This window comes from Sorangium sp. So ce281 (genome assembly GCF_051527395.1).
Taxonomy (GTDB): Bacteria; Myxococcota_A; Polyangia; order Polyangiales; family Polyangiaceae; genus Sorangium; species Sorangium cellulosum_B.
Map to the genome: position 1 here is coordinate 433257 of NZ_CP150322.1, position 17325 is coordinate 450581.

Consider the following 17325-nt stretch of genomic DNA (forward strand, 5'->3'; position numbering starts at 1 on the left):
GCGCCGCCGCGCCGCCGCGCCGTCGGACGCTCGCGTCGCCGCGCGCTCGCGCCCACGCGCCGCCACGCCGTCGACCCCTGGCCGAATCGTCCTCGAAACGATCGCGCAGCGCGCCTCACGCGCGTCACGGAAGGCGAGACGGAAGAGGGCACTTCTGGTTGGATAGGGCCACCCCCGGAGACGAACCACCGTGCGCCTGCTCATCCAGCACCGGACCCGTTACACCTATCCCCGCCCCGCCTCGCTCGGCCCGCAGCTCATCCGGCTGCGGCCCGCGACGCACGCGAAGGCGAAGATCGAGTCGTACAGCCTGAAGATCGACCCGCCGATCGCGGCGCGCTGGCAGCAGGACCCGTATGGCAACCACGTCGCGCGGGTGCTCTTGCCCGCGGGCGAGCGCGTCGCTCAGCTCGACGTCCTTGTCGAGCTCGCGGTCAGCGTGCGCCCCGTGAACCCGTTCGACTTCTTCCTCGACGAGCGCGCGAAGGAGGTCCCGTTCGCGTATCCGGCCGAGCTCAAGCAGGACCTGGCCCCCTTCCTCGACAGCGCCGATCCGTCGTTCGCCCGCGGCCCGCTGCTCGACGAGTTCCTCGCCGGGCTGCCCTCGAAGGGCGACACCGTGTCGCTCCTCGTCGCGCTGAACACCGCCGTGAACCGGCGCATCAAGTACGTCATCCGGGAGGAGGCCGGCATCTGGACGCCGGAGGAGACGCTCGCGCAAGGGCGCGGCAGCTGCCGCGACTCGGCGGTGCTGCTCATCGCGGCACTCCGGTCGCGCGGGCTCGCCGCGCGCTTCGTGAGCGGCTACCTCGTGCAGCTCACGGACGAGGGGATGATCCCCGACCAGCCGCGCGGCGTGAGCCGCGACGTCGTCGACCTGCACGCGTGGGCCGAGGTCTACCTTCCCGGCGCAGGCTGGGTCGGCCTCGACGCGACGAGCGGCCTGCTCTGCGGCGAAGGCCACATCCCGCTCGCCTGCACCGCCTCGCCCGCGCTCGCGGCGCCGGTCGAGGGCACGAGCGACACGCGCGCGACCGACGTGACCTTCGAGATGAAGGTCGGGCGGCTCGGCCACGAGCCGCGGCCCACCACGCCCTACGAGGAGCCCGTGTGGCAGGAGCTCCTGTCCGTGGCCGATCGCGCGGACGAGCGGCTCGCCGCCGCGGGCCTCTCCCTGACCATGGGCGGCGAGCCGACCTTCAACTCGCGCGAGTACCCGGACGCGCCCGAGTGGTGCGAGGGCGCGCTCGGCCCGACGAAGTGGTCGCAAGGGCTCCGGCTCGCGCACGAGCTCCGGCGCCGGATCACGCCGGGCGGCGTCCTGCTGCTCCGCGCCGGCAAGCACTACCCCGGCGAGAGCCTGCCCCGCTGGGCGCTCGAGATCATCGGCCGGCGCGACGGCGTCCCGATCTGGACCGAGATGTCCCAGGCGCGCCACGCCGATCCGGCGACCAGCGCGTCGCGCGGGCGCGGCGTCGAGCTCTCGCGGAAGTTCGCCGGCGCGCTCGCGGCGCGGCTCGGGCTGGCCGACTTCCTGATGCCGGCCCTCGAGGACCCCTGGCGCCACCTCCAGGACGAGGCGAGCCTGCCCACCGACGTCGACCCGCTCAAGGCGAACCTCGACGACCCGGAGGAGCGGCGGCGCCTCGCGCGGGTCCTCGATCGCGGGCTCGGGCGAGAGGTCGGCTTCGTCCTGCCCCTCGCGCGCCAGTGGGGGTCGTGGATCAGCGAGCGCTGGGGCTTCCGGCGCGGGCACCTCTTCCTGCTCCCGGGCGACAGCTCCATCGGCCTGCGCCTCCCGCTCCGCTCGCTCGTCGCGGTGGCCCCGCCGCCGCCGATCGAGGAGCTCGTGTCACCGCCCGACCCGCGGCGCGGCGAGCCCGAGGCCGGCGAGGAGGAAGAGAGGCAGCGCCGCGTCCAGCTCCTGGAGGGCGACGGCGACCCGGAGCACGCCGAGACGGCGCGCGCGCGCGCGGCCCAGCGGCACGCCCACGACGGCGAGCGCGCCGCGCATCACCCCCAGCGCGCCGCCCCCGCCGCGGGGCGATCGGGCTACGGCGTGCGCACGGCGCTCTGCGTCGAGACGCGCGACGGCATCGTCCACGTCTTCCTGCCGCCGTTCCTCGCGCCGGCCGACTTCTTCGAGCTCATCGCCGCGATCGACGCGACCCGGCAGGAGACGGGCATCGACGTGCTGCTCGAGGGGTACCCGCCCCCGTCCGGCGCGAGCGTGCTCCGCTTCTCGGTGACGCCGGACCCGGGCGTGCTCGAGGTGAACCTGCCGCCCTCCGACGGGGTGCGCGCGTACGCGTCGCTCCTGGAGACGGTGTTCGACGCGTCGCTCCACAGCGGCCTGCACTGCGAGAAATACCTGATCGACGGGCGCATGGCGGGGAGCGGGGGCGGCCATCACCTCACGTTCGGCGGCCCGACGCCGCTCTCGAGCCCCTTCCTGCGCCGGCCGGATCTCCTGGCCAGCCTGCTCACGTTCAACCAGCACCACCCGTCGCTCTCGTACATGTTCGCCGGCCTCTTCGTCGGCCCGACGTCGCAGGCGCCGCGTGTGGACGAGGCGCGCCACGAGAACCTCTACGAGCTGGAGATCGCGCTCTCGCGCGCGTTCGAGCGCCGGCAGAACGAGCCGGCGTGGCTCTCGGACCTCCTGTTCCGCCACCTGCTCGTGGACATGACCGGCAACACGCACCGGGCCGAGGTGAGCATCGACAAGCTGTTCGATCCGCAGACGGCGCACGGCCGGCAGGGGCTCGTCGAGCTGCGCGCCTTCGAGATGCCGCCGCACTTCCGGATGGCGGTCGCCCAGGCGCTGCTCGTCCGCACGCTCCTCGCCTCGTTCGCCGAGGCGCCGTACACGGGCCGGCTCGTGCGCTGGGGCCAGGCGCTGCACGACCGCTTCCTCTTGCCGTACTACCTGTGGCGCGACTTCGAGGACGTGCTCGATCACCTGAAGCAGCGCGGGCTCGCCCTGCCCGCGGACGCGTACCGGCCGTTCATCGAGCTGCGCTGCCCGGTGGTGGGCACGCTGCACGCCGGCGACGTGGTGCTGGAGGTGCGCAACGCGATCGAGCCGTGGCACGTGCTCGGCGAGGAGCTGACGACGACGGGCACGTCGCGCTACGTGGACTCGTCGATGGAGCGCATCGAGGTGCGCGCGCAGGGGCTCACGCCGGAGCGCCACACGGTGCTCGTGAACGGCCACGTGCTGCCGCTCCGGCCGACGGGGACGGCGGGAGAGCACGTGGGCGGCGTGCGGTTCCGCGCCTGGGCGCCGCCGCACAGCCTGCACGCGCACATCGGCATCCACCACCCGGTCCACATCGACATCCTGGACACGTGGGGCAAGCGCTCGATCGGCGCGTGCGCCTACCACGTGTGGCACCCCGAGGGCCGCGCCTTCCACGACGCGCCGCTCACGCGGTTCGAGGCGTCGGCGCGGCGCGCGCAGCGGTTCACGATCGAGGGGCCGACGCCCTGGCCGGTGACCGCGAAGCAGGCGTTCGCCCACGGGGACGCGCCCTACACGCTGGATCTGCGGCGCTACGCCGTGGACCGGCCGCCGCCCAAGCCGCAGAAGCCCGAAGACGAGGGGTGAGCCGCGGGGCCGCGCCCCGGTGAGACCCGGCGCGGCCGGAGGCTCCCTTGGACGGAGGGCCGTCGCCCACGGTCGAGCCGGGTGTGACACTTTGGCCCGGCGCGCACGCCCGGCGCGCCGCGCGGAAAACCCCGGCGCCGCGGGCGCCGAGCGCCGCCATGGCCTCCTCCGCTGTGGCGATTTGCCTTCTCGCAGGATACCCCACGTCCGCCGGCCGGGGCGCCCGGGGGACCCGGAGCTCCGGCGCCGAGCTCGCTCTGCGCGGCATCACGGCTCTCCAGGTCCGCGGCCCGACGGGGGAGTCGCGTCAGAACAGCGGTTGGTACGCCCCCTGCTTGAGTGTTCGATGTCCCCTGCATCGCATGCGGACAGTACACCACGAAGGAGGACAATCCATGTTGCGCAAGGTGCTTGCCGTGCTCTTGGTCTCCACGATTCCCCTGGCCGCCGGCTGTTTCGTCGACACGGACGACGACAAGGACGAAGGGGGGGACGACTGCATCACGGCGTGTTCGACGGATCGAGACGATTGCATCGCGGCGTGCGACGACGACGGCGATTGCGTCTCGGCGTGCGAAGAAGATCACGACTGCGACTCGCTCTGCATCTGAGCGCGCCGCGCCGTCCGCTCGACGCGCCGCCGCCCCCGGGATGCCGGCGCGCAGCCCGCCGCTGCGGTCCGCCCCGGCGGGCGGCGCGTGGCCGGAAGGGGAGGGGGATCAGGCCGCCGAGAGGTGGTGGCGCGCGAGGAGGTCGTTCTGGAGCCAGAGCAGCTTGTTGAAGGCGCGGAGGGTGCGCACCTCGGCTTCCCGGTCGAGGCCCAGCGACAGGATGGTCTGGAGCAGGGCGTCCGACACGAAGCCCATGAGCGCGTTCATCTGCACGAGCGGGACGACGACCTCGGGATTGCCGGCCTTCGCGGTGTGGATCTTCCCCACCATGTCGAGGTAGGCGACCATCTTCGGATCATACGGGTGGGTCACGAGCCGCACGAGGTAGCCTGAGAGGTGCTGCTTGCGGAACTTGATCTGCTCGTGGTCCAGCGTGAGCGACGCGAGGTCGGCCGGGGGCGCCCCCTCGTAGCCGTGCTGCTTCGGCACGAAGTGGCGCTTCGTGGCGTCGTAGAGGAACAGCTTCTCGTACACCGCGTCGACGAGCGCGTCGACCCGCGGGGCGAGGTGCGGCGCGGCGCCGTGGATCGCCGCGATGTCTGCCTCGCCGAAGCCGACAAACTCGATGAGGTACCCGAACCGATATTCGAGATCTGACTCCAGACGGCTCTCGTCGACGTGTTTCATCACGACGGTTCTCCTCCGCGTCTTCGCCGGCGGCGTGCCGCGAGACAGCGCAGGGTGAAGACACCGGACCGGCTGTCGCCTGTCAAGCCTCGACGTGACAGGCCGCGGCGGTACCGCGCGGCAGGGGCGCGCGCCGTCTGCGAGAGATGTCTGCCGCCGTGTCCGCTCGGGAGCGCCCGGCGAGGGGCCGACGGCGCGCGCCGCTCGCTGGTCGCTGCGCCGGTGTAGGGGGAGCTCCGATCTGGAGAGCAGGCGGCCACCGATGGCTGGGCTGCGCCGCCGCTCTTATGGCCAGGGTTCGGTGGGAGCGCGTTCGGCCTCTCCCCACAGCGCAGCGTCAGGAGGAGGTTATGCAGAACACTGGACCGACAGCGGATCCGAAAGGCGCGGGCCCGAAGCCGCCTTTCGAGGGCAAGACACAGGAGCGTCCCGGAATCGAAGCCAAGATGGAGCCGCGGCCCGATTACGGCGAGTCGTCGTACAAGGGGCTCGGCCGGCTGAAGGACCGCATCGCGCTGATCACCGGAGGGGACAGCGGGATCGGCCGCGCCGTCGCGCTCGCGTTCGCCCGCGAGGGGGCCCACGTGGCGATCTCCTACCTGAGCGAGCACGAGGACGCGAAGGAGACGGCGCGGGTCATCAAGGAGGCGGGGCGCGAGGCGCTCACGCTACCCGGCGACCTGGCCGACGAGGCCCATTGCCGGAAGGTGGTCGAGGAGGTGGCGCGCAAATTCGGGCGCATCGATGTCCTGGTGAACAACGCGGCGGAGCAGGGGAAGGCCGTCGAGCGGTTCGAGGACATCGACGCCGCGCGCCTCGAGCGCACCTTCCGCGTCAACATCCTGGCCATGTTCCACATGATCCGGTACGCGCTGCCGCACATGAAGGAAGGCGGCTCGATCATCAACGTCGCCTCGATCCAGGCGTACCAGCCGAGCCCGGATATCCTCGATTACGCCTCCACCAAGGGGGCGATCGTCACCTTCAGCAAGGGCCTGGCGAAGGACCTCATCGAGCGTGGCATCCGCGTCAACGTCGTCGCGCCCGGCCCCGTGTGGACGCCGCTCATCCAGCAATCGTTCGACAAGGAGAAGGTGGCCACCTTCGGCAAGAATCATCCCATGGAGCGCCCGGCGCAGCCGGCCGAGCTCGCCCCGGCGTTCGTGTTCCTTGCCTCGAACGAGGCGAGCTACGTCAACGGCGAGGTCCTCGGCGTAACCGGCGGCAAACCGCTCTCTTGAGCCGCTCTGGGGGTGGAGGGCGCGTCAGGGAGCGGTGAGCTGCTTCAGGTCGACGCTGACGCCGAGGTGGTGGAGCGCGTCCTCGGGGCGGGTGAAGATGCCCATCGGTTTTTCATAGCCCTTCGAAAGCCGGCCGAGCTGGAGCACCCCGGTCGCGCTCTTCAGGAGGACCGCGGTCTTCTTGAAACCTTGCGTCAGCCGCGTGTGACAGTGCGCGAACGCATTCTCGAATCCGGCGTCGTTGCGCAGCGGTGCGTCGCGGGCGTCGACGAGCAGGAGCGTGCGCCGCCTGGCGATCGCCTCGAGCGACCGATCGATGCGCTCGAAGCTCAGCTCGATCGCCGCGATGCTCGGATAGTTCAGCGAAGTTCGCTTGATGAGCACGAGCTGCTGAGCGGGGTCGTGATGGACGACCGCGTACGGGTCCCGCTCAATCTCGCGCAATCCGTGGAAGGCCACGACGGAATGGTATGCCTGTTCGCCCAGGGCGTCGACCCCGGCGGGCGCCGCGCGGCATGGCGGCTCGCGGCGGCTCACCGGTCACTCGCAATCCGCCCCGCACCGCGCCTCTTCGCATGCGAAGACCGCCCCGGCAGCCTGCACTCCGTCCGCGTGCATCGCCGAGCACACCTCCAGGCAGCCATCTCCGTCCGCACGACACGTATCCACGCACGCGAGCATTGCCCTGCACGACGGCTCGGCGATGCACGCGTTCATCTCGGCTGCGCACCCTGCCAGCCGGCAGGACGCGCAGGGGGACAGCGCGTCTCGCGATGGGCATTGCGCGCTGCACCGCTCGGACGCGCAGCCGCCCTCGAGGAAGATGCCCGAGATGCCCGCCCGGTGCGCCGTGAGGCACGCCTGCTCGCACGCCACGTCCTCCGCCGCGCAGCCGAGGAGGCAGTTGCCCAGCGCGGCGCACTCCGCGCTCCGCTGGCACGCGCAATAGCTCTCCTGGCAGCGCAGGGCGAGGCATGTCGTGCACGGATCGCCGAGCGACGCGCAGTCGTAGACCGCCTCTCCCCCCGCGCCGCCGCCGGCCGTCGTGGAGCTCGCCCCCCCGCCACCGCCTGCGCCGCCTGCGCCGCCTGCGCCGCCTGCGCCGCCCGCGCTCCCGCCAGCGCCTGCGCCGCCTGCGCCGCCTGCGCCGCCCGGGCCGGCGCTGCCAGCGCCGCCCGTCCCGGGGCTGCCGTCCGTCGAGCTGCAGGCCGCCGCCAGGAGCGCCGCTGCGGCGCACGTCTTCCAGGAAGAGAAGGCCATGGTCGACGCTACCGCGAAGGCCGCCGGCGGCTCAAGGTGAGGTGCGGAGGGAGCGCGCACCGATGCTACGGTGCCCGGCCGAGGAACCTCCCCATGATCGCCATCGTCAATCCAGAGCTGGATCGCTACGTTCACGACCACTCCGAGCCGCCGCCCGCGCTCCTCGACGAGCTGCGCGAGTTCACCCTGGCCCACGAGCCGAGGGCGGTCATGCAGGTCGGGCGGGTCGAAGGCTCCCTGCTCAGGATGCTGGTCGCGCTCATGCAGGCGCGCCGGGTGCTCGAGATCGGGACGTTCACCGGCTACTCGGCGCTCAGCATGGCCGAGGCGCTCCCGCCGGACGGCGAGCTCATCACGTGCGATCGCGACCCCGAGGTGGCCCGCATCGCCCGATCGTTCTTCGATCGCAGCGAGCACGGCGGGAAGATCCGGATCGCGCTCGGCGACGCGCTCGCCACCCTCCGCGCCATGCCGGCGAGCCCGGCCTTCGATCTCGTGTTCATCGACGCCGACAAGGAGCGGTACCCGGCCTACTACGAGGAGGCCCTCCCGCGCCTCCGCCGCGGCGGGCTGATCGTCGCCGACAACACCCTCTGGAGCGGCGAGGTCCTCGCCCCCGAGAGCGCGGACGGCCGCGCCATCGCCGCCTTCAACGATCTCGTCTTCGGCGATCCCCGGGTCGAGAAGGTCATGCTCACCGTGCGCGACGGGGTGACGCTCGCGCGCAAGCGCTGAAGGCCGGGCGCGGCGGGCGTGCGGCAGCGCGCCGCGAGCGCCGGCGGCGCGTCCGAAATCCTGGCCGGATCCCGGGCGCGCGGCGCTAGAGTCGGGCCAGCATGCTGCTCGCCATCGACGTCGGGAACACCAACATCAGCTTCGGGGTGCTGGAGGGCGAGGTGCTCCAGCACCACCTCCGCTGCGAGAGCGCCCGCTCCCGCACCTCGGACGAGTACGCCGTGCTCGTCCGGCAGATGCTCGAGCTCCGCCGCGTCGACCTCGCCCGCATCGACAGCGCGATCGTCGCGAGCGTCGTGCCGACGCTGACCGACACGATGGTGGGGCTCGTCGAGCGGGCGTTCGGGATCGAGCCGCTCGTCGTGGGGCCGGGCATCAAGACCGGCATGTCCATCCTCTACGAGAACCCGCGCGAGGTCGGCGCCGACCGGATCGTCAACGCGGTCGCGGCGCACGAGTGGGGGCGGCGGCAGTCCGCGCCCCGCTCCGCGCCGGCGCGAGCGCACGCGGCCGAGCCCGACCGGGGCGATCACGCCGCCGCCGGCGTCATCGTCGTCGACTTCGGCACGGCGACGACGTTCGACTGCGTGACCCCGAAGGGAGAGTACCTGGGCGGCGTCATCGCGCCGGGCATCCAGATCAGCGCCGAGGCGCTCTTCTCCCGCGCCGCGCGGCTGTCCCGCGTCGAGATCGCGCTCCCGCCCCGGGTCGTCGGCCGCAACCCCGTCCACTCGATGCAGTCGGGCATCGTGTACGGCTACGCGGGGCTCGTCGACGGGCTCGTGGGCCGCCTCCGGCGGGAGCTCGGCTACCCGTGCCGGGTCCTCGCCACGGGCGGCCTCGCGCAGCTCATCGCGCCGCAGACCGAGACCATCGAGGAAGTCGACGACGACCTGACGCTCAGCGGGCTGCGCCTCATCTACGAGCGGAACGCCGAGCGCAACAGCGGGCCCGCCACCCTGCCCCCCGCGGCGCGCGGAGGCGGCCAGGATTGACGTCGCCCGTGTCCGTCCGCGCCCCGCGCCGAGCGAGCGCGCCCTCCCTCCCGGCGCCGCCGGCGCCCGGCCGGGGCCTCCGCCGCGCGCTCGTCCTCGCCGCGGCGCCCGCGGCGCTCGTGCTCTCGCTCCTCCTCGCCGTCCTCCTCGGCTCCGAGCCCGTCTCGATCGCGCGCGCCGTCGCCGAGCCCGGCCTCGACCGGACCCTCCTCATCGACGTGCGCCTGCCGCGCGTGCTCCTCGCGGCCGTCTCCGGCGCCGGCCTCGCGGCCGTGGGCGCCGCGTTCCAGGCGCTGCTCAGGAATCCGCTGGCCGAGCCGTACGTGCTGGGCGTCTCCGGCGGCTCCGCGCTCGGCGCCGCGGTCGCGATCGCGCTCGGCGTCGGCGCGACGACCGTCCTCGGCGCCACGCTCCTGCCCGCGGCGGCGCTCGCCGGCGGCCTCGTCGCGACGGTGCTCGTCTACGCCATCGCGCGCGGCGCGGCCGAGGGCACCTCCGGCGCCTCGATGCTCCTCGCCGGCGTCATCGTGAACTCCATCGCGGCGGGGCTCATCTCCTTCCTCAAGACGCTCGTCTCCCCGTCGCGCGCCCAGCAGCTGCTCCGGTGGCTCATCGGCTTCGTCGAGCTGCCCACGACCTCGGCCCTGCTCGGCGTCGCCGCCTACGTCGCCGTCGGCTGCGCCGTGCTCCTCGCCGACGCCGCGCGGCTGAACCTCCTCTCGCTCGGCGACGAGTCGGCCGGGACCCTGGGCGTCGACGTCCGCGCCGTCGAGCGCCGGGTCTTCCTCGCGTCCTCGTGCATCGTCGGCGCCATCGTCAGCCGCACCGGCCTCATCGGCTTCGTCGGGCTGATCGTCCCGCACGCGGTCCGCCGGCTCTGCGGCGCGGATCACCGGCGGCTCCTGCCGCTGTCGCTCGTGGCCGGCGCGGTCTTGCTCACCACGTGCGACCTCGTCGCGCGGCTCCTGTTCCGGTGGCTCGGCACGGAGCCGCCGGTGGGCGCGGTGACCGCGGTGCTCGGCGGGCCGATGTTCCTCGCGCTGCTGCGGCGCTCGCCGCGGCTGTAAGGGCGCGCGGGCGCGTCAGGTCATGCCGAGGAGCTTGTTCATGCTGGCCTCGTCCGCCGGCGTGAACGGGTAGCGATCGAACTCGGCGCTCGTGACCCACCGGAACGCGTTCACGGCCAGCGACGCGAGCTCGCCGCTCTTGATGTGGCACTCGTAGAGGTACAGGTCGACGACGTAGCGCTCGTAGGGGTGGCTCACGAACGAGATCAGCTGGCCCACCTCGATCTCGACGTCGAGCCGGTGGCGGACCTCGCGCTTCAGCGCGGCCGCGTCCGTCTCGGTCTCCTCCACGCGCCCCCCGGGGAACTCCCAGAGCATCGGGAGCACGGCGGTCGGCCGGCGCTGGGTGATGAGGTACCGGCCGTCCTGTTCGATCACGGCGGCGACCACGCGGATGGTGCGGACCATTTCCATGGCGAGTGTCTCAGGGCTGCTGAGCGTACGATGGAGCGTCGGGTTGTGCGAGCGGGACGGTCGCCGTCCTCGGGGCGCCGCTGGCGCGCGCTCAGACGTTGATGCGGAACAGTTGCTGACCCATGAGCAGGATGTCGCCGCCCGTGATCTCGGTCTCGCCGAGGACGCGGAGGAAGGTGCCGTTCGAGCTGCCGAGGTCCGTGAGGAACAGCCGGCCGCCCTGGAGCGAGATCTGGCAGTGGAGCCCGGAGACGTAGCCGTCCTCGGGGAAGAGGATGTCGCCGCGCTCGCGCCCGAGGTGCAGGCCGGTGTCGGGGACCGGGAACGCGTTGCCGGTCGCGTCCCTGCCGATGATGAGGGCGAGCCGCGCGACGTAGCCCTTCGAGGGGCTGCCGAGGCGCTCGACGCCGTCGGGGGTCGTGGGCGCCGGGGAGAGCGGCTCGACGCGGACGATCTCCTGGCCGATGCGGAAGACGTCGCCGTTGTCGAGCTGCACCGGCGTGTCCCTGCGCAGCCTGCGGTAGACGCCGTTCAGCGAGCCCTCGTCCTTGACGAAGAGCCGCCCGCCCTTGATCGAGAACGTCGCGTGGCGCGGCGAGAGGTAGCTGTCGCCGCCGAAGATCGTGCCCGAGTCGCGCCCGACCAGCGTGGGGTTCGTGGGCAGCGTGTACGAGCCGGCCTCGGTGCCGTCGGCCCGGAGCGCCGTCAGCACGACGTTCGCGGCGCCCGACGTGGGGACGACCGGCGTGGACGGCTGCGCGGCCTGGCCCGCCGGCTTGACGAGCTTGAAGCCGCACAGCGCGCAGAACTTGTTCGACGGCGGGTTGGGCTCCTGGCACTGGGGACAGACGACCGTCCCTGCGCCGGCCGCCGGCGTCGCGGGCGCGGCTGCGGCCGCCGCGGCCTTCTTGCCGGCGCCGGTGTCCTCCCCGCGGGCCGGGGCGATGAACGCCGCGGGATCGACGAGCGCGGGCGGCGGGGGCGCGGCCGCGGGGCCCTTCTGGGCGCCCGTGCCGATGGCGGTCGGCTCATCGCCGTAGTCCTTCGCCCGCGACGCCGCGGGCACGCCGTGGGGCGGGGTGCCTGCCGCGAACTTCTTGGGCGAAACGTCGCGAGGCAGCTCGGCGCCGCAGCCGAGGCAGAACTTGTAATGGTCCTGATTTTCCTTGGAGCACTTCGGGCAGGTGATCACCACGCCTCCTCACAACGAGCGACCGGACTGGATCCCAGGGCGAACGGCGGCGGGAGCATATTCGCCGCGGCGGCCCTCTGTCGACTGTCTGTCGCTCCTTCGCTCCTCGAGCGGGGGTCGCGCGCCGCCGCCCGCCCGTTCGCCGGGGCGATTCTGCCCGGCAAATCGCGGCTCGCCGGGCGCGGGCGGCCGCGGTTTTCCCGGCGCGGGCGGCCGCAGTTTTCCGGGCGGGGGCGGCCGGGCTCGCCGGGCGCCGGCGGCGTGGCTCACGTGGGGCTCACTTGGAGAGGAGCGCGAGCGCATCACGCACGAGGTCGCCGAGCGGGGCGCTGTCGACGCGCGCGCCGAGGGCGGTGACGGCGCGCTCCGCCTCGGCCGGGCGGTAGCCCATGCGGGTGAGCGCGCTGTGCAGGAGGTCCTGCTTGGCGCCGGTGGCCGCGGGCGGGGAGGCCGCGGGGGAGAGCGGGGCCGCGGGGAGATGGACGAGCTTGTCCTTCAGCTCGAGGACGAGGCGCTCGGCGGTCTTCTTGCCGACGCCGGGGATGGCGGTGAGGCGCGCGGTCTCCCGGCGGGTGATCACCGCGGCGAGCTCCCCCGCGCCGAGCGCGCTGAGGATGGCCATCGCGATCTTCGGGCCGATGCTGGAGATGCCGATGAGCACGCGGAAGGCCGCCCGGTCCTCGCGCGTCGCGAAGCCGTACAGGAGGAGCGCGTCCTCGCGCACGTGGGTGTGGACGAACAGGGTGATCGCGTCCGAGCCGGCCTTCGCGTTCGCGGCGATGCCGCGCGCGCGCCCCACGGCCCCGAGCGGGACGGTCACCTCGTAGCCGACCCCGCTGACGTCGAGGACGACCGTGCCCTCGTCGCCTTCTTCCACGACGTGGCCGGAGAGCCGGCCGATCAATGGACCTTGGCCCCTTGCTGGATCCACCTGCGGAGGGCGTCGCGCTCCGCCGAGGGCAGGAGGTCGCCGCCAAAGGGCATCGGGGCCCCGCAGCCGTCGGGGGCGCACTCGAGGTCCCCGCAGCTCAGGGTGTCGTCGAGCTTGTGCAGGAGGAAGCTGTTCGCGGGGTCGCCGGCCGTGATCCGCGGCATCCCGGAGGGCGCCCTCGACGCGACGCCGACGTTCTGGGCCGCGATCGCGTCGATCTGCGCCTGCGTGGCCTGCTCGCTCAGCGTCGGGCCGAGGTACGCGAACCCGGCCGAGCCGGCCTCGGCGCCGTGGCACGTCGAGCTGAACGAGCAGGACCGCTGGAAGATGGGGAGGATCTCGCCCGCGAAGCTCACCTCGGGCGTGGTGCCGTCGAACTTGCTGTAGTCGAAGCACGCCGTCGCCGCGGGCCCGGGGCCGTCGTCACCGCAGCCGGCGCCGGCGCACGCCGTCACGACAAGGAAAATCAGGAAGAATTCCCGCACGTTCACCCCTCGCACCCAGATCTCGGGGTGGGACCCTAGCAGAACTGCGCGTGCTCCGTAACGCGTGACGTCGCGCCGCTCACCTCGGGTCGCGTGCGTCGCGTGCGGTTGTTCCGGCGCGGCGCGCGGCGCGTCGCCCCGTCGGGGGGCGCGGCGTCCCGTCGCGGGGCGCGGAGATCGCCGCGCGTTTGGCCGGCCGTCGCGGCGGCGGGTAGGCTGGGCGTCCCATGAGGATTGGCCTGGGCATCGGCGCGATGGCGCTCGCGCTCGCCGCGCTCAACGTCGGTTGCGGCGGAGGGCGGGACGCGGTCGAACGAGAGCTCTCCGAGCTGCGCGCGGAGCTCGTCAGGGTGCGCGCGGAGAACGCGGTGCTCGCGGATCGTGTGGGCTCGCTGGAGCGCTCGCGGGGCGGCGCCCGCGGCGCGGCGCGCCCTGACGAGGCCGGGGCGCGCGCCGCGCCCCCGGAGGAGCCGGACAGGCCCGACCTCGAGGTGGTGCGGCTCGCGCCCGAGGACGACGGCGCGCGGCCGCCGGTGCTCCGCTCGACCGCGAACGGCGCCGTGATCGAAGAGCCCCCGCGCGGGTCGCCGCCGCCGAGCCCGCCCCCCTCCACCCCGTCGAGGCGCAAGCGATGAAGTTCCCCGCGAAGGCAACGCTGGTCCTGGTCTCCCTGGCGATCGTCGCCGCGCCGCCGCCGGCGCGCGCTCAGGACCAGCAGGGCGGCGAAGAGGGCGCCGGCCAGGCGCCGGGCGTCACCGTGGTCCAGCTCCCGAGGGGCGAGCCGACCGTCGAGACGCAGGTCGTGGTGCCGGGTTATCCGCAGCCGGGGTTCGATCCGAACGCCCACCTGCCCTCGAGCTCCCGGGGCACGACGGACACGTCCCGCCCGTCGGACGGCTTCGATCTGGGCCGCCGCAGCGAGGGCCCCGCCTCGGTGAAGGGCGGCGCGAACGGCAGCTACGTCGTCGAGGGGCAGTTCGTGCCCGAGTCGCACTCGGTGCGGCGCGGCGACACGCTCTGGGACATCTCGGGCAGGTACTACACGAACCCCTATGCGTGGCCGCAGGTCTGGGCGTTGAACCCGCAGCTCCAGAACCCGCACTGGATCTACCCGGGCGACCGGATCCGGCTCCGCGACCCGAGCGAGGGCCCGACCCGCGGCAGCATCGGGTTCGGCGCGAACAAGCTGACGCGAGGGGGGCGGGTGCCGTCGAAGACGATCTTCCTGCGCGAGCTCGGCTGGGTCGACGACGTGAAGAAGGACACGTGGGGGGAGCTCGTCGCGAGCCCCGACGACCAGATGCTCCTCAGCGAGGGCGACGACGTCTACCTCCGCCTCTCGGACGATCACGAGGTCTCGATCGGCCAGGAGCTGACGATCTTCCGCGAGATCAAGAAGGTGAAGAGCGGGGACGTGAAGGGCGAGCTCGTGACGGTGCGCGGCACGGCGCGCGTGGATCGTTACAACCCGAAGACGCACATGGTGCGTGCGCGGCTCATCGAGTCGCTCGACGTCGTCGAGCGCACGGACAGGGTCGGCGCGGTGCTGCGGCGCCTCGACGTGGTGCCGCCGGTGGGCGCCGAGGCGGATCTCGAGGCGAAGATCATCGCGGCCGTCTACCCCTACCAGCTCGTCGGGCAGCACCAGGTGGTGTTCATCGACAAGGGCGAGAAGGACGGCGTGAAGCCGGGGCAGCGCTTCTTCGCGGTCCGGCGGGGCGACCGCTGGCTGCAGCAGATCGGGGGCGCGGGCAAGCTGGCCACGGTCCGGCCGCGGGTGCAGGACGAGCGTGCGGCGCAGGTCGACGAGCCGAAGTTCGGCGTCGACGAGGAGCTGCTGCCGGACGAGACCTACGCCGAGCTGCGGGTCGTGCACGTGCGCGAGCGCACGGCCGCGGCGCTCGTGACCCACGCGATGTACGAGGTCGAGCGGGACGCGGTGCTGGTCTCGCGCAAGGGCCTCTGAGGATCGACCGCCTGCGGCGTTTCACGGCCGGGGTGCCCGGGGCGAAGCCCACGGGCCCGCGTTCGATTGCGTGAGCGAGCCAACGTGCGAGAAGGCAGCGGCCCCAGCCGTCGGCGCGCCGCTCCGAGGGGGCCGGAGGGGGCCGGAGGGAGATCAAGCGCTGCCGCCGCGCTGACCGCGCAATGTCTCCACGAGGGGGGCGCCGGCGCGGTATGCTGTTCCGCCTGGCATGCGTCGCCTTCCCGAAGTCCAGTCCGAGCTGAAGGGCGTGGATGGCGATCCTCCCACGCAGCGCTCGTTCGACAGCGTGACGGATCGCTGCACGCCGAGGAGCGGATCGCTGGCCGAGGCGCTCGGCGAGGGGGTGGTGCGGGGGCCCCGTTCGAGCGCGGCGCCCCCGAGCCTCAACAGCACCCCGCCGGAGGCGCGCGGCCACGCGCTGCGGGAGCGCGGCAACCTGCTCCTCCGGCGGAACGACTACGCGGGCGCCGCGCGCGACTACGACGAGGCGCTCGCGCTGTTCCGGGCGATGGGCGACGTGCTCGGGCAGGCCCAGGTGTTCATGGATCGGGGCGCGCTGCGCCTGCGGGAGGGCGTCCCCGTGCAAGCGGTGCGGGACTACGACGAGGCGCTCGCGCTGTTCCAGGGCGCGGGCGCTCGCGCGGCGGAGGGCGACGCGCTGAGGGCGCGGGGCTTCGCGCGCGCCGAGGAGGGCGATCTCGGCGGCGCGGTGTGCGACTACGATCTGGCGATCCAGCTCTTCCTGCAGCTCGGCGATCGCGAGCCGCTCAAGCCCCGGGCCGGGTCGCGCGGGGCGGCCGCCGGCGCCGACGCCCCGGGCCCCTCGGAGCCGCCTCGCGCCCGCCCTCACGGCGCCGCGCACGGGCGGGCGCTCAAGGCGCGCGGCGATCTGCGGGTCCGGCTCCGCAACCTGGCGGGAGCGGCGCGCGACTACAGCACCGCGCTCGCGCTGTTCCAGGACACGGGGGATCGGAGCGGGCAGGCCAGCGTGCTGAAGGCGCGGGGCGACATGCGGTTCGGCCAGGACAACGTGACGGGCGCCGCGCGCGACTACGACTGGGCGCTGACGCTCTACCAGGCGACCGAGGACCACCTCGGGCAGGCCGGCGTGCTCAAGGCGCGCGGCGATCTCCGGGTGCGGCAGGGGGATCTGGCGGGCGCCGAGAAGGACTACGACCAGGGGCTCGAGCTGTTCACGGCGACGCGCGACGTCCTGGGCCAGGCCGCGGTGCTGAAGGCGCGGGGCGATCTGCGCTCCGTGCAGGAGGACCTCGTGGACGCGGTGCGCGACTACGACCGGGCGCTCGCGCTGTTCCGCACGGGCTTCGAGCGCCGCGGGCAGGCCGCGACGCTCAAGGTGCGGGGCGATCTCCGCCGCAAGCAGTTCGAGCTGGTGGCCGACCTCGTGGGCGTCGCGGCGGCCGACGCGTCGGACCTGGAGGAGGCGCTCGCGGACTACGAGCTGGCGCTCGCCCTGTTCGAGGTGCTCGAGGACGGCGCGGGCCAGGCCGGCGTGCTGCGGGCGCGGGGCGATCTGGCGCGCATCCAGGGGGATCTCGCCGGGGCGCTGTCGCTCTACCTCGGCGCGAAGCGGCTCCTGGACGTGTCGGGCAACGCCGCGGAGCTCTCGGCGACCCTCGCCGAGATCGCCCGGACGCACGCGCTCGCGGGCCGCGCGGCCGAGGCGCGCGCCGCGGCGGAGCAGGCGCTCGCGCGGGCCGATCGCGCGACCAGCGCCGAGTGCCGCGAGCTCGCGGAGGCGATCCTCGCCGGCCGCGTCGTGGCCCGGGACGAGGCTCCCGCGAAGCGCGACTCCAGGGCGCCGAACGGCCTGAAGCGGTTCGACTGAGAGGGCCCTGAGGCGCGCCGGAGCGCGGAGGGCGCCCGGGCGAGCCTCCGCGGGCGGCGCGGCGCGCGCCGAGGGCCCGCGCGCCGCTCCCGGCGAGCGGAGACAGACGTCGACGGCGCTGATGGCGAGTTGACTCGATCGACGGACAGCCACCCTGACTCCGCTCGATGCTGCCGAGAGCCAGGATGACCCGATAAGGAGGTCTCCGCCCCGAGAGCTCCGGAGTGCGTCGTCTACGTGTACGGCACAAATCCAGGCGCG

Annotated in this window: 16 protein-coding genes; 9 read left to right on the forward strand and 7 right to left on the reverse strand. The window is 73.5% G+C overall.

Translation table 11 applies throughout. The features are described from left to right. Positions 1–190: 190 nt before the first annotated feature. On the forward strand, positions 191–3610 hold the full coding sequence (locus WMF27_RS01580) for a DUF2126 domain-containing protein (protein ID WP_437943732.1): 3420 nt from the start codon (positions 191–193) through the stop codon (positions 3608–3610). 395 nt (positions 3611–4005) lie between these two features. Further along, complete coding sequence (locus tag WMF27_RS01585) at positions 4006–4221, forward strand: hypothetical protein (protein WP_437762023.1); 216 nt, start codon at positions 4006–4008, stop codon at positions 4219–4221. A 108-nt stretch (positions 4222–4329) separates the two neighbouring features. Here WMF27_RS01585 and WMF27_RS01590 read toward each other — a convergent pair whose 3' ends face one another. Further along, entirely contained in the window at positions 4330–4908 is a 579-nt protein-coding gene (locus WMF27_RS01590) for a protoglobin family protein (RefSeq protein WP_437769911.1), read from the reverse strand. 350 nt (positions 4909–5258) lie between these two features. On the opposite strand from WMF27_RS01590, the gene WMF27_RS01595 reads away from it, so the two are divergent. Beyond that, complete coding sequence (locus tag WMF27_RS01595) at positions 5259–6149, forward strand: SDR family oxidoreductase (protein WP_437762022.1); 891 nt, start codon at positions 5259–5261, stop codon at positions 6147–6149. Between the two features lie 24 nt (positions 6150–6173). On the opposite strand, the gene WMF27_RS01600 is transcribed toward WMF27_RS01595, so the two are convergent. Both WMF27_RS01600 and WMF27_RS01605 read right to left on the reverse strand, forming a co-directional pair. Then, complete coding sequence (locus WMF27_RS01600) at positions 6174–6608, reverse strand: hypothetical protein (protein ID WP_437943733.1); 435 nt, start codon at positions 6606–6608, stop codon at positions 6174–6176. 81 nt (positions 6609–6689) lie between these two features. Further along, positions 6690–7409, reverse strand: a complete 720-nt coding sequence (locus tag WMF27_RS01605; protein ID WP_437762020.1) for a hypothetical protein — start codon at positions 7407–7409, stop codon at positions 6690–6692. A gap of 93 nt (positions 7410–7502) precedes the next feature. Between WMF27_RS01605 and WMF27_RS01610 the strand changes: the two genes are divergently transcribed. The 3 genes from WMF27_RS01610 (at position 7503) to WMF27_RS01620 (ending at position 10206) form a co-directional block, all read left to right on the forward strand. After that, complete coding sequence (locus WMF27_RS01610) at positions 7503–8144, forward strand: O-methyltransferase (RefSeq protein WP_437762019.1); 642 nt, start codon at positions 7503–7505, stop codon at positions 8142–8144. Positions 8145–8245: 101 nt separating this feature from the next. Beyond that, positions 8246–9139: a type III pantothenate kinase gene (locus WMF27_RS01615; protein ID WP_437762018.1), complete on the forward strand. Its 894-nt coding sequence runs from the start codon at positions 8246–8248 to the stop codon at positions 9137–9139. Between the two features lie 8 nt (positions 9140–9147). Beyond that, positions 9148–10206: a FecCD family ABC transporter permease gene (locus WMF27_RS01620; RefSeq protein WP_437762017.1), complete on the forward strand. Its 1059-nt coding sequence runs from the start codon at positions 9148–9150 to the stop codon at positions 10204–10206. A 15-nt stretch (positions 10207–10221) separates the two neighbouring features. Here the strand turns inward: WMF27_RS01620 and WMF27_RS01625 are convergent, their stop codons facing one another. From WMF27_RS01625 to WMF27_RS01640, 4 genes are all read right to left on the reverse strand, one after another. Then, positions 10222–10620: a (deoxy)nucleoside triphosphate pyrophosphohydrolase gene (locus tag WMF27_RS01625; protein ID WP_012232930.1), complete on the reverse strand. Its 399-nt coding sequence runs from the start codon at positions 10618–10620 to the stop codon at positions 10222–10224. 91 nt (positions 10621–10711) lie between these two features. After that, a complete protein-coding gene (locus WMF27_RS01630) occupies positions 10712–11812 on the reverse strand; it encodes an FHA domain-containing protein (RefSeq protein ID WP_437762016.1) in 1101 nt (366 codons plus the stop codon). 277 nt (positions 11813–12089) lie between these two features. Next, entirely contained in the window at positions 12090–12716 is a 627-nt protein-coding gene (gene ruvA, locus WMF27_RS01635) for a Holliday junction branch migration protein RuvA (RefSeq protein ID WP_437762015.1), read from the reverse strand. Further along, positions 12713–13228 (reverse strand): hypothetical protein, encoded by a 516-nt coding sequence (locus tag WMF27_RS01640; protein ID WP_437943734.1) that lies wholly within the window; start codon positions 13226–13228, stop codon positions 12713–12715. The genes ruvA and WMF27_RS01640 overlap by 4 nt, the downstream gene beginning before the upstream one ends. A gap of 227 nt (positions 13229–13455) precedes the next feature. Between WMF27_RS01640 and WMF27_RS01645 the strand changes: the two genes are divergently transcribed. From WMF27_RS01645 to WMF27_RS01655, 3 genes are all read left to right on the forward strand, one after another. Then, positions 13456–13863, forward strand: a complete 408-nt coding sequence (locus WMF27_RS01645) for a hypothetical protein (RefSeq protein ID WP_437762013.1) — start codon at positions 13456–13458, stop codon at positions 13861–13863. Beyond that, positions 13860–15194 carry a LysM peptidoglycan-binding domain-containing protein gene (locus tag WMF27_RS01650; RefSeq protein WP_437762012.1) on the forward strand — a complete coding sequence of 445 codons (1335 nt, stop codon included), beginning with the start codon at positions 13860–13862 and terminating at the stop codon, positions 15192–15194. Before WMF27_RS01645 ends, WMF27_RS01650 begins: the two co-directional genes overlap by 4 nt. Before the next feature lie 229 nt (positions 15195–15423). Beyond that, positions 15424–17064 (forward strand): tetratricopeptide repeat protein, encoded by a 1641-nt coding sequence (locus WMF27_RS01655; protein ID WP_437762011.1) that lies wholly within the window; start codon positions 15424–15426, stop codon positions 17062–17064. Positions 17065–17325: the final 261 nt, after the last annotated feature.